Consider the following 10,625-nt stretch of genomic DNA (forward strand, 5'->3'; position numbering starts at 1 on the left):
CCGCCTACAACAGTGCGTTTCATAGTGTACGGACGTTTCTCTACGCCGCAGGCTACGTCGAGCGGAGCCACGCCTGCCTCGTTATCGCAGTACGGCATACATCCGGTGATGACCCTGAGATCGCCGGTCTCCTGAACGCCTTTGACAAACTCCGGGTCGCCAGGCACAACGTCCAGTATAGTGGGTCGCTCGTCTGCGAAGAGGAAGCAGCGTTCTGCATCCGGCTGGCTCATCGGGCCCTCGTCATGGCCCGGCAGCGGTTTGGGTAGAAGCTGGTCTCCTCAACTCCAGAGGGTAAGTGGACCGACTGAAATCTTATTTACAACAGAGAAGGCGGATGACAAAGAAAGTTCAAACCAAAAATTAGGGCGTTATCCCCGCAACGCGTGCCGGTTCTTGTCGCCCCGGCCGATCCCGCGGTAGACAAACCCCGCCGCGGTCCACGCGTCCGGGTCCACCACATTCCGCCCGTCGACGACCGCCGGGTGCACGGACCCGGAGAGTTCCTTCACCCGTGCAGGCTCGAGCCCCCGGTACTCCTTGTGCCCGGCAAAGACCACCACCGCGTCTGCGCCGGCGAGCACCCCCGCAAGATCCCGCGAGAGCCCCGGCGGCGCATCCGGCGACGTCGCCGGGTCGACCCAGGGGTCGTGGACGGCAACCTCCGCACCGGCAGCGAGCGCCGCATCGCGGAACGGCTCCGCCGGCGTGTTCCGGGCATCGTCGGAGTCGTTGATGAACGCCCAGCCGAGGAGCGCGATCTTCGATCCGTTCAACGTCTTGCCCGCCTCTCCCAGCGCCGACTCCGTCAAATGCAACATATGCTCGGGCATGAAGTCGTTGATCCCGCGGGCGAGGGTGTAGAGGGACTCCCGGCCCTCGGGCCAGTCGAGATCACCGCCGAGCACCTGCACCCCCCGCTCCAGGTGGTAGGTGTCCTTCGTCAGGCAGTGGCCGCCGACCCCGGCCCCCGGCCAGAGGATCGCCCGGGTGATCCCCTCGCCCTTGAGCGACGCCACCCCGGCCCGGACGTCGTAGACGTTGATCCCCATCGCCTCACAGTAGAGGGCGAGCTGGTTGACCGCCGCGATCTGGAGGTCGCGGAAGGTGTTCTCGGCGGTCTTCGTCACCTCGGCCGCGGTCGCGGTCATCGGGATGACCGCCCCGGCCGTGAGGACCGGCGAGTAGAGCTCGACCGCCCGCGCCGTCGAGACATCGTCGATCCCGCCGATGATCCGGTCGTGCTCGCGGATATTCCGGAGCAGCCGCCCGACCATCACCCGCTCGGGGGCGTGCGCCAGCGCAAAATCCTTCCCGGCGACGAGCCCGGACTCCGCCTCCAGGATCTCGCGGGCCATCCCGGCGGTCGTCCCGGGGGTGATCGTCGACTCGAGCACCACGAGCGTCCCCGGCGTCAGGTGCCGCCCGGCGTTCCGGAGCCCCTCGATCAGGGGCGTGAAGTCAGGGAGAAGATCCTTCTTGTCAAGGAACGGCGTCTGGATGGCGAGGGTCACCGCGTCGCACTCCGCGACCTTCGAGAAGTCCGATGTGCAGGAGAACTTCCCGGCGCCGACGACCTTCCCGAGCAGTTCCTCAAGCCCGGGCTCCTCGCCCTTGAGCGGCGACTCAGCCCGGTTGAGCATAGTGATCTTGTAGCCGGAAGAAGCGGAATCCCGCTGGAAGCCGTAGACGTGCTCGATATGCGGCACATCCGCAAAGAGCGCTGCCGCCGGGATGCCGACGTAGCCCATCCCAAAGACGCCGATCCGCCGGATCGGGCCGCGTTTCTTGATGAGCGTTGCGAGGTTCTCGGTCATTGTCTGCATCTCTGGTTTGTCTTCAAGGTTGATATGCTGTCTTCTGCCACCCCCTTTTGCGGCGCAGGTGGGGGTCCAAAGAGACCTTCGCCGGGCGAAGTGCAGATCCGGAGAAGTTATTTATGTCTGCCATACAGAGTGAAATTGAATGAAACGATTTGTGGCCACTGCACGGGGGCGTGTCCAGCGGGTCAGCTATCGTGAGCATGTGTACAACGAGACGTTTGATCGCAATATCTCGGGGTATGTGAAGAACCTCGATACCGGGGAGGTCGAGATCGTTGCGGAGGGGAGCGAAGAGGTTCTCCGGGAGTTCATCAACGAGATCAACATCATACAAAGACCCATTGCAGTCAAATCGTTCACCATCAGGTGGGAAGAAGCTACAGGAGAGTATGCCACCTTTGAGATCGTCCGGGGAGAGATCCAGGATGAGATATTCGAGCGGATGGATTACGCCGGGAATGTACTGCACAGCATGGATATGAAATTAGATCAGGGCCTCCAGTTACAGCACACGATGCTGGACAAGCAGGACCAGATGCTGAATAAACAGGACGAGATGCTTCAACTCGGCAGGGAAACAAAAGAAGAAATTGCAGGGCTCCGGAGCGATACCAAAAAGCACCTTGAGGACGAATTCGCAGAGATGAGAAAGGAGCTCGTCTCCATCAAGGAGGCGCTCGTCCGGGCAGGCATCCAGGTCTGAATAACTCTCCATCCCGCGTCAACTGCCCCGGGCCGTGCGTGCGGTTGTCCCGGGGGTGAGGTCGCGCCCGACTTCCTGATCCTCGCTCATCGAGAAAAGGCGTCCGGATGACGAGGGTCACTGCATCGCACCCGGCGACCATCCTGAGCAGTTCCGGAAGCCCCTCGCCCTTGAGCGGCGACTTCCCCGGTTGAATCTTTACCCCGACAAGGGGGAGTTTCGCTGGAAGCCGTAGACGTGCTCGATACCCGGCACATCTATTTTACGGCATCTGTTTGTCTTCAGGGCTGATATTCTGCGATGATCGCGGCGATCCGCTCCGCCGCATGGCCGTCGCCGAACCGGGCGGAGTGCCGCCGGCGCGCGTCGCCGGCCGCATCAGCCTCCGCGACGATCCGGTTTGTATCCGCACCGGTAAGGACGTTCCAGCCGTCCTCCAGGGTCTCGACCCACTCGGTGTTCTCCCGCAGGGTCACGCAGGGCACCTCGAGGATGTAGGCCTCCTTCTGGATGCCGCCGGAGTCGGTCAGGACCGCCCGGGCGCCGGCGAGGGCGGCGAGCATATCAAAGTAGGGGAGCGGTTCGACGATCCTGACGTTCGCCGCCGGCTCGATCCCGTACTCTGCGAGCTTCTTCTGCGTCCGGGGATGGGCGGGGAAGATCACCGGTCCGTCGAGGCGGGCAAACGCCGCCATGATCGCCCGGAGTGCTGCGGGGTCGTCGGTGTTCCCCGCCCGGTGGACCGTGGCGAGAAAGTACGCCTTCGGCGAGAGGCCGAGGTCGGTGAGAGCCGTGGAGCGCTCCTCTGCGAGAGGAAGGTTCTCCCGGAGCGCGTCAACCATCACGTCCCCGGTGAGGTGGACGCCCGCGGTCACCCCCTCGGCCGCGAGGTTCGCAACGGCGGTCGCAGTCGGGCAGAAGAGAATATCCGAGCAGTGGTCCGTCAGGACCCGGTTCACCTCCTCGGGCATCCGGCGATCAAAGCTCCGGAGCCCGGCCTCGACGTGCGCCACCGGCACATGCATCTTCGCCGCCGCGAGCGCTCCCGCGAGGGTCGAGTTCGTGTCCCCGTAGACGAGGACCATATCAGGCTCCTCCTTCGCGATCACCTCCTCGATCGCGGCGAGCATCCTCCCGGTCTGGACCCCGTGGCTCCCCGACCCGATCTCGAGGTGGTAGTCGGGTGCCGGGATCCCGAGATCCCGGAAGAAGACCGCCGAGAGGAGGTAGTCATAGTGCTGGCCGGTGTGGACGAGGACCTCCTCGTGCACCTTCCGCACCTCCCGCGAGACGGGAGCACACTTGACGAACTGAGGGCGGGCCCCGACGACCGAGAGGACCTTCATGCCGCAAGGCTCCGGGAGATCGCCTCGCAGACCCGGACGTTTGAGAGCCCCTGCTTCGGCGTCACCGGGAAGGGTTTCCCGTCGCGTGCCGCCCGCACGAACGTCGAGAGCTCGATCTTCAACGGCTCGACCTTGTTCACCAGGAGTTTCTCGATGATGTTCTCCTGGCGGTAGAGGCCGTTCTCCTGCCCGTAGGTCTCGGGCTTCCAGTAGACGTAGACCTCCTGGGTCATGAAGTCGCCCTCGATCGTCCGCTCCCCCTCCTCGATGTAGATCGACCGGATCTTCTTCGAGGACTTCCGCGAGGCGGAGAGGTAGACCGGCGTCCGCCCGAAGGCCGCGAGCGCTGCGGCGACGTCCCCGGTCCCGCTCGCCGTCAGGGTGTATTCCCGCTCGGGGAAGAGGACGTTGAACGCGATGTCGATGTCGTGGATCATCAGGTCCTCGACGACGGAACTCCCGCTCACCCGTGCCGAGGCCGGGTTGTGCCGGTGGAAAGCAACGTAGAGGGGGTCCCGCACAACCCGCGCAGCCTCGGTGACGACCGGGTTGAACCGCTCGATGTGGCCGACGCCGACCGTCAGCCCGTCGGGGATCTGCCCAATCAACTGCTCGCACTCGCGCGACGTGAGACAGATCGGCTTCTCGATGAGAGCGTGCACCCCGGCGGCGATGACCCGCTCCGCGGTGCCGAAATGGTACTGGGTCGGCACACAGACCGAGACGCACTCGGCCTTCGCGAGGAGTTCCTCCATCGAACGGCAGACCTCCGCTCCGGTGGCGGCGGCGACCTCTTCGGCAGCCTTCGTGTTCAGGTCGTAGACGTAGGTCGTCCCGACCTCCTTGAGTTCGGTGTAGACCCGGACATGGTTCCTGCCCATCGTCCCGGTGCCGATGACGCCTGCGTCCATTCAGATCACCCCGTTGATCGTCTCGCAGACGTAGGCCCTGGCCTCGTCGGTGACGTTCGGGTGGACCGGGATCGAGAGGACCGAGGCCGCGAGCGACTCAGCGACCGGGCAGGCGGCGGCCCCGGCGTAGTAGGGCTGCCGGGAGAGGGCTACGGGGTAGTGGACGGCGCAGCCGACCCCGCGCTCGCGGAGGTGGGCCATCAGCTCATCCCGGGTGAGGGGGAAGGCGCCGGTGAGCCGCAGGGAGTACTGGTGCCAGACGTGGGTCCGGCCGGGCGCGACCGACGGGAGCACGAGCCCCGGCGCCGTGATATGGGTACTATAGTAAGCAGCGTTCTCCTGCCGGCGGCGGTTAAAGCCGTCGAGCTTCGCAAGCTGCACCCGGCCGATCGCGGCGTTGATATCGGTCATCCGGTAGTTGTAGCCGAGTTCAGTGTGAAGGTACTTTTCGCTCTGGCCGTGGTTGATGATCCGGCGCAACCGCGCATCATACGCGTCCGATGCCGTCGTCACCATCCCGCCCTCCCCGGTTGCCAGGTTCTTCGTCGCGTAGAAGGAGAAGCAGGCGAGGTCGCCGAGCGCCCCGGCCCGCTTCCCGCGGTACTCCGCCCCGTGGGCCTGGGCCGCGTCCTCGATGAAGATGAGACCCTTCTCGTCGCAGATATCCCGGACCACCCCAGCATCGCAGGGCTGGCCGTAGAGGTGGACGCCGATCACAGCCTTTGTCTTCGGGGTAACCTTTGCGAGGATATCGGCCGGGTCGATTGTGGCGGTCGCCGGATCGACGTCGGCAAAGACAGGCACTGCACCGCACATCGAGACGCTTGACGCGGTCGCAAAGAACGTGAACGCCGGGACGATCACCTCGTCCCCCGGCCCGACCCCGGCCGCGAGCAGCGCCGCATGGAGGGCGGTCGTCCCGTTCGAGACGGCAACGGCATGGGGAACACCGCAGTAGGCGGCGAACTCATCTTCAAAGGCGGCGGTGACCGGACCCTGGGCGATCATGCCGGAGGCGAGGACGGCGAGAACAGCATTATTCTCCTCGTTTCCGAGGGACGGCTGGGCGATAGGTATATGCATGTATTCTTCATCTCCGGAAGCGGATGTCAATTTTCTTTCGCGTAGGTTATTATACGGGTTTGCATTTTTGATTGATAAATTAAGCAAAAATCCTTAATGTTCCCGGGGAAGAGACCGAATGGATGCTGCCCACGCAGCTGTCCGGCACCTCCCATCCGCGCCCGGAAAGGTCTCCGTCAAGAGGCCGGGGTCCGTGATGCTCCCCTCGATGAACGTCACCCGGCGAGGAGGTGCTCGATCCTCACCCCGTGGCGAGGTTCTCGATGATGACGACGTCGTGACTCTGTGCTAAGGTCTCTTGCAAGCGTTCTGAGCCAACCCGGCCCCGCCGGTGACGATGGAGCGCATGAAGAGATTATGCCGGCGGCCGGTTTAGGGGTTTCTGAATGGGGCTGGGGGGGACCGGAACCCCTCCCTCAATCATGGTTGCACCTTTGCACCAGGTTTGCACCGGAATTTCAGGAAAAGTGCAAACGAAGATGCCGGCAGAAATGGAGAGGATTGCTCTATTGGAGGTACATAGAGAGAGATATACTGATCAGAGTGCTCATTTGCACCATTTACACAAGGATCAGAGAGCCTCCCTGCAGGGGCAGGTGACTCGGGCGGGGGTGCCTGTGAAATCCGCACTGGTGCAAACATCGCGGTGATACATGAGTATCTCCGGCAGATCGGGGGATCGGGCGCAATACGGGGTTCTTTATGGTGCAAATCAGGGTGCAAATGAGGTGCAAACGGGTGCAAAAGTGTAAACCGGTCAACCCCGGCGGCCAGAAGCGACCCGGGACGGGGCTCGACCTCGGTTGATGGAACCTCTGCAGAACGAAAAAGAGCGATCTATCCCCCGCCCAGCACCCGCACGATCACCGCCACCACCCCGCCGACGACCCCACCGGCCCCGGCGCTGACCGTCGAGAGCCGCCGCTCCTCGCCGGCCTTCTCGGCCCGCCACCCCTCCAGCGCCCGGATCCGGCTCTCAAAATCCTCGTCCTGCGCCTCCATTCGCGCGAGCGCCCTACAGATCCACTTCACGTCCCGGTTCGTCTCGTAAGACCGGGCTCCCGGGTGGTCTTCGCGTCGGTCATCCAGGTAACCCTCCCGGAGGAGAGTAGGACGGGGAAGAGAAAATGGCTGACCGTAAGGACTATATGCAGAAATCTCGGTAGAAAAAACGCTTGTCCGGCCGCGACCGGCGGCAGAGTATTGCCGCCGGTCCAGGAGTTACTGTACCTCCCCGGCGGAGCTGCCGGCCTCACCCGGTGAGTTCAACCTCGCCTGCCGCGAGAGGCCGGCAGCAGAGCCTGCCGCTGTGGACGTCCTTCATCACGGCATCGATCTTCCGGGAAACTTCCGCGCTGTAGTATGCCTCACCGCAACGATTGCAGATGAAGGCCGGGACGTCCCTGATGACGATGATCTCGTCCCCGACCCGCGCCATGAACTCGGTCTTTCCTTCCTGCAGGGTCCCTTTACAGAATGTGCATCTCTCTGGAATCATTCCTTTTTCCTCCTTGTTCGCGTATCGATCCAATGCTCGTCATCCGGTATGTAGGCGGTGATGACCCGAAGATGATCGTCACAGATCCCGAGTACTACATGATACATGTGGTCACCTATAAAGCCAAGCATGAGCAGGGAGGGACAGGGCTCGTCATCGGAATATGATTCGAGAATCTCGCCGGCCCTGATCGCCGAAAGGAGGTCGTCGGTGGAGATGTTGCGCTCAAACATCCTGACCCGGGCATGATGCGAGACGATGACCGAATCCCGGTCTACCAGCCTGATGATCTCTTCTTTGCTATGATCCACGTCTTCCCCTGTCAATCTTGTCTCCTGCACACTAAAACCTTCTTAGCCGGGAGCGCATCTGGAGGCTGCCTCCTGACTCGTACCTGTATGCGGCGTTCTTCCCGTGCGGTTCATTCCAGCGTTCCCCGATAAAGTCAGACTGATCCCCTCCCCCGCCGACCCTATATTCGTCTGTCATATTCCCGGGAAGCCTGGCAGGCCGCGGAAGATGCTCCGCATCTTCCCATCTGGCACAACCGAGAGCGTTGTGCCGCAAAGGAGTGACCAACCATGGCAGACTTTACGCAGACTACCGTGAACAGGACGGCGGTCCGGGATCTTGCGACCCCTATCGCCACCGTAACGTCGTTTAACAGCCTCGTCGAGAGCGTCATCGCCGACAACCCCTTCGGGTGCGTCGGGGATACGACCAAAGCCGGCCAGACCATCGCCCCGGTCGTCCGGAACCGCGAGCACTACACCTTGATGAGTGAACTTCCTCGATGACGAGGGAACGCGGGTCGGGACCGTCTCCCTGCAGTCCCCAACGATCGCCGCGTTCGAGGCGAACGCCGCGGAGGTCCTCAGCAACGCAGGCCTTGCGACCGCGATGGGCGCGAGCGAGGCCCTCCGCGGCAGCGGTCACGAGACCTACTACGCCCAGCTCAAGTGCCACGACCCCTCGGGGGATGACTACTACGTCACCTTCACCCGGAAGACCGTCCGGATCTCGTCCGGAGAGGACGACGCGATCAAAGAAAAGATCGAGGCCTGGGCAGACCTGGTCCCCGCGCTGGAGTGAGGAGGGGGACTTTCCCCCTCATCACCGCTCCAAACCCTGTGCGACCTCGAGCTATTCTCCCGGTGACGAAAAAATTCGGCTTATTCATCTCCTTCTGCTTCAAGGACGCGCCGGTAGAGTGCATCTTGGATCCAGAAGCCGCCCTGCTCCCGCAGCCGGTCCATCTCCTCCGCAAGCGAAGAGACCAGCCCATCACGCTTCGCCTGGATCAGCAGTCCGATAATGCCGGTGACCGGAAGGCCGTAGAGCCCCGCTACGCGGCGGGCCTCGGTCTCATCAAGGAGAAGCACATCGGGCCGGACCTCAAGAGCAAGGGCGATGCTCTCTGCTTCGCCCGCGTGGAGTTCCTGCTTGAGCAGGCGCACCAGAGTCTTATCGGAGGGCTCGACCACACGCAGCCACCCCGACTCACGGGCATCCCGGATCTCGGCTGCCCCCGGGCGGCTGCCGCCCTGTTCTACGACCTCCTGCCAGACCGCAGGAGGTATGCAGATTGATGAAAAGCGGCGGAGCAGGCTGATACGCCCAACCATGGAGAGATGAATCAATGGCGAGGAGTATACTCTCCGCGAGCGGCATAGGCAATGTCCCGGTCGAGGTCCTCATCGGAGTAATGCCGAGGAATCTTCCGTGCCCCAAGGAGTTCCTCCCATTCCCACCGGTTCATCTCTGCAAGAGCCGCCGCCTTCCCGGAAGAGAGGATGCCCCGCTGGTAGAGCGCCACTGCAAGCTCTCGCTGCAGTTCGACGGCAACGGCATCGGGAGGGAGCCGAAGCGCCTGGACGATATCTTGAGGGACCCTGATGGTAACATCGGACATAGCCGGTTTCACCTGATGGGTAAGAGATAGGGGGGAGAACCGATAAACGTGGCGGTGAGCTCTAAGGCGCTGTAGGACAACCTTCCGGTCGGGAAGATCTCCTGCCACGAGGGCCTTAAAGTTCTTGTAAAGGCCGGGTTCGTCGATATCATTCCTTTGGGGGCGGACGGATCGGGAGATCACCGTCCGGCGGACCTGGAACTACCACTGCACGATCAGCGTCGAGTAGGGCCGATCATGACCTCGAACTGGGGGTGTCGCCGTAGACCGAGGATGAGGAGGCGGCAACGACGGCGGGCACCCCGCAGTCCTTCGCCGCGACGAGCACGCTCACGGTGCCGGTCACGTTCGCCTCGTTCGAGGCCAACCGGGGCACGGAGGGGATGGCCGCCTGGTGGGAGATGCCGTCCGCGCCGGGGAAGGTCTGCATCAGGAGGTCGAGGTCGGTGATGCTCCCCTCGATGAACGTCACCCGGCGAGGAGGTGCTCGATCCTCACCCGCCGCCCGGTGGCGAGGTTCTCGATGATGACGACGTCGTGACTCTGTGCTAAGGTCTCTTGCAAGCGTTCTGAGCCAACCCGGCCCCGCCGGTGACGATGTAGCGCATGAAGAATCTATGGCGGGGACTGGTTTAGCGCTTTCTGAATCGAACCGGGATTCCGGTCCGCCCCGGTTCTGGTACGGGCCCGGAGGATGAGCATTCGAGTACCTGATGAACGGATCCCGTGGTCTACCTCTCCGGGCTACCTGTTAGAGTTAGAATTGACAGTTTTTTTTCTCCGCGGGCTCACGGACGGGCATCGAGCGGGAAGACCCCCGGCGCACGCCGGGGATGAGAGCAGCGCCGCCTCTTCGGGTTCATGTTAACCCCGCACGGCCTACCTTCATATCAGAGGGGGTCTCACATGACTCTATCGTATGCTGCGGGATACTGCACCCGACTGGAGATCAGAAAATTTTGATCGCCAAACTGATCGGGCACTCCCGGTTTGTCTCCCTGGAGAGCGAACCTGCCCGGACCGTGGCACCGTCCACGACCGGGACATCAACATCGCGATCAATATCAAACAGTTCGCAACTGCAGGCGCACAACGCGCCGCTCGAACCTCCGGACTCGCTCCCGCTGAGGAGGGGGATGATGCCCGGGAAGTTTCCGTCCGAAATGGCGGGGTAGTTGACGTTACCGAAAAGAATGATTATAGTGGGGCGGCGATCGCATGGTCATCCATGAATCCGACACGGTAGAGTTCAAAAAATCCCTCTCCCTCATCGAACCGGCGCTCAAGTCGATCTGCGGGTTTCTCAACCACCATGGGGGCGTCATATCGTTTGGCAGGATGAATTCCGG

Annotated in this window: 16 protein-coding genes; 6 read left to right on the top strand and 10 right to left on the bottom strand. The window is 62.7% G+C overall.

Going from position 1 to position 10,625, the window contains the following annotated elements:
- Window positions 1–269: HEPN domain-containing protein (locus tag BP846_RS12180; RefSeq protein ID WP_292395803.1), on the top strand; the 269-nt coding region annotated here is incomplete at its 5' end.
- Window positions 270–371: 102 nt separating this feature from the next.
- Here the strand turns inward: BP846_RS12180 and BP846_RS12185 are convergent.
- Window positions 372–1,817, bottom strand: coding sequence for a nucleotide sugar dehydrogenase (locus tag BP846_RS12185; protein ID WP_292395806.1), 1,446 nt, complete (start codon window positions 1,815–1,817; stop codon window positions 372–374).
- A gap of 148 nt (window positions 1,818–1,965) precedes the next feature.
- Here BP846_RS12185 and BP846_RS12190 point away from each other — a divergent pair, with 148 nt between their 5' ends.
- Complete coding sequence (locus BP846_RS12190) at window positions 1,966–2,526, top strand: acylphosphatase (RefSeq protein WP_292395809.1); 561 nt, start codon at window positions 1,966–1,968, stop codon at window positions 2,524–2,526.
- Between the two features lie 281 nt (window positions 2,527–2,807).
- Here BP846_RS12190 and wecB read toward each other — a convergent pair whose 3' ends face one another.
- From wecB to BP846_RS12205, 3 genes are read right to left on the bottom strand one after another with little or no spacing between them, the layout of a single operon-like run.
- Window positions 2,808–3,872 (bottom strand): non-hydrolyzing UDP-N-acetylglucosamine 2-epimerase, encoded by a 1,065-nt coding sequence (wecB, locus tag BP846_RS12195; protein ID WP_292395811.1) that lies wholly within the window; start codon window positions 3,870–3,872, stop codon window positions 2,808–2,810.
- Entirely contained in the window at window positions 3,869–4,783 is a 915-nt protein-coding gene (locus BP846_RS12200; RefSeq protein ID WP_292395814.1) for a Gfo/Idh/MocA family protein, read from the bottom strand. The genes wecB and BP846_RS12200 overlap by 4 nt, the downstream gene beginning before the upstream one ends.
- Window positions 4,784–5,866, bottom strand: a complete 1,083-nt coding sequence (locus BP846_RS12205; RefSeq protein WP_292395817.1) for a DegT/DnrJ/EryC1/StrS family aminotransferase — start codon at window positions 5,864–5,866, stop codon at window positions 4,784–4,786.
- A gap of 118 nt (window positions 5,867–5,984) precedes the next feature.
- Here BP846_RS12205 and BP846_RS12210 point away from each other — a divergent pair, with 118 nt between their 5' ends.
- Window positions 5,985–6,158, top strand: coding sequence for a hypothetical protein (locus tag BP846_RS12210; protein WP_292395820.1), 174 nt, complete (start codon window positions 5,985–5,987; stop codon window positions 6,156–6,158).
- A gap of 545 nt (window positions 6,159–6,703) precedes the next feature.
- On the opposite strand, the gene BP846_RS12215 is transcribed toward BP846_RS12210, so the two are convergent.
- From BP846_RS12215 to BP846_RS12225, 3 genes are all read right to left on the bottom strand, one after another.
- Window positions 6,704–6,898 carry a hypothetical protein gene (locus tag BP846_RS12215; RefSeq protein WP_349680786.1) on the bottom strand — a complete coding sequence of 65 codons (195 nt, stop codon included), beginning with the start codon at window positions 6,896–6,898 and terminating at the stop codon, window positions 6,704–6,706.
- 220 nt (window positions 6,899–7,118) lie between these two features.
- Complete coding sequence (locus BP846_RS12220; protein ID WP_292395822.1) at window positions 7,119–7,364, bottom strand: type II toxin-antitoxin system MqsA family antitoxin; 246 nt, start codon at window positions 7,362–7,364, stop codon at window positions 7,119–7,121.
- On the bottom strand, window positions 7,361–7,690 hold the full coding sequence (locus BP846_RS12225; RefSeq protein WP_292395825.1) for a DUF4258 domain-containing protein: 330 nt from the start codon (window positions 7,688–7,690) through the stop codon (window positions 7,361–7,363). The genes BP846_RS12220 and BP846_RS12225 overlap by 4 nt, the downstream gene beginning before the upstream one ends.
- A gap of 255 nt (window positions 7,691–7,945) precedes the next feature.
- Here BP846_RS12225 and BP846_RS12230 point away from each other — a divergent pair, with 255 nt between their 5' ends.
- Window positions 7,946–8,161 carry a hypothetical protein gene (locus BP846_RS12230; RefSeq protein WP_292395827.1) on the top strand — a complete coding sequence of 72 codons (216 nt, stop codon included), beginning with the start codon at window positions 7,946–7,948 and terminating at the stop codon, window positions 8,159–8,161.
- Entirely contained in the window at window positions 8,145–8,456 is a 312-nt protein-coding gene (locus BP846_RS12235; protein WP_292395829.1) for a hypothetical protein, read from the top strand. The genes BP846_RS12230 and BP846_RS12235 overlap by 17 nt, the downstream gene beginning before the upstream one ends.
- 80 nt (window positions 8,457–8,536) lie before the next feature.
- Here BP846_RS12235 and BP846_RS12240 read toward each other — a convergent pair whose 3' ends face one another.
- From BP846_RS12240 to BP846_RS12250, 3 genes are all read right to left on the bottom strand, one after another.
- On the bottom strand, window positions 8,537–8,989 hold the full coding sequence (locus tag BP846_RS12240; protein ID WP_292395832.1) for a DUF3368 domain-containing protein: 453 nt from the start codon (window positions 8,987–8,989) through the stop codon (window positions 8,537–8,539).
- Between the two features lie 11 nt (window positions 8,990–9,000).
- Complete coding sequence (locus tag BP846_RS12245; protein WP_292395835.1) at window positions 9,001–9,276, bottom strand: UPF0175 family protein; 276 nt, start codon at window positions 9,274–9,276, stop codon at window positions 9,001–9,003.
- A 235-nt stretch (window positions 9,277–9,511) separates the two neighbouring features.
- Complete coding sequence (locus BP846_RS12250; protein ID WP_292395838.1) at window positions 9,512–9,748, bottom strand: NAD-dependent epimerase/dehydratase family protein; 237 nt, start codon at window positions 9,746–9,748, stop codon at window positions 9,512–9,514.
- A gap of 746 nt (window positions 9,749–10,494) precedes the next feature.
- Between BP846_RS12250 and BP846_RS13145 the strand changes: the two genes are divergently transcribed.
- On the top strand, window positions 10,495–10,625 hold a 131-nt coding region (locus tag BP846_RS13145; RefSeq protein WP_394339974.1), incomplete at its 3' end, for a helix-turn-helix domain-containing protein.

The organism is Methanoculleus sp. UBA303, from assembly GCA_002501655.1.
Lineage (GTDB): Archaea > Halobacteriota > Methanomicrobia > Methanomicrobiales > Methanoculleaceae > Methanoculleus.

Coding starts and splice junctions, on each gene's coding strand:
- BP846_RS12185 (WP_292395806.1), bottom strand. CDS start 1,817: ATGACCGAGAACCTCGCAACGCTCATCAAGAAACGCGGCCCGATCCGG.
- BP846_RS12190 (WP_292395809.1), top strand. CDS start 1,966: ATGAAACGATTTGTGGCCACTGCACGGGGGCGTGTCCAGCGGGTCAGC.
- wecB (WP_292395811.1), bottom strand. CDS start 3,872: ATGAAGGTCCTCTCGGTCGTCGGGGCCCGCCCTCAGTTCGTCAAGTGT.
- BP846_RS12200 (WP_292395814.1), bottom strand. CDS start 4,783: ATGGACGCAGGCGTCATCGGCACCGGGACGATGGGCAGGAACCATGTC.
- BP846_RS12205 (WP_292395817.1), bottom strand. CDS start 5,866: ATGCATATACCTATCGCCCAGCCGTCCCTCGGAAACGAGGAGAATAAT.
- BP846_RS12210 (WP_292395820.1), top strand. CDS start 5,985: ATGGATGCTGCCCACGCAGCTGTCCGGCACCTCCCATCCGCGCCCGGA.
- BP846_RS12220 (WP_292395822.1), bottom strand. CDS start 7,364: ATGATTCCAGAGAGATGCACATTCTGTAAAGGGACCCTGCAGGAAGGA.
- BP846_RS12230 (WP_292395827.1), top strand. CDS start 7,946: ATGGCAGACTTTACGCAGACTACCGTGAACAGGACGGCGGTCCGGGAT.
- BP846_RS12240 (WP_292395832.1), bottom strand. CDS start 8,989: ATGGTTGGGCGTATCAGCCTGCTCCGCCGCTTTTCATCAATCTGCATA.
- BP846_RS12245 (WP_292395835.1), bottom strand. CDS start 9,276: ATGTCCGATGTTACCATCAGGGTCCCTCAAGATATCGTCCAGGCGCTT.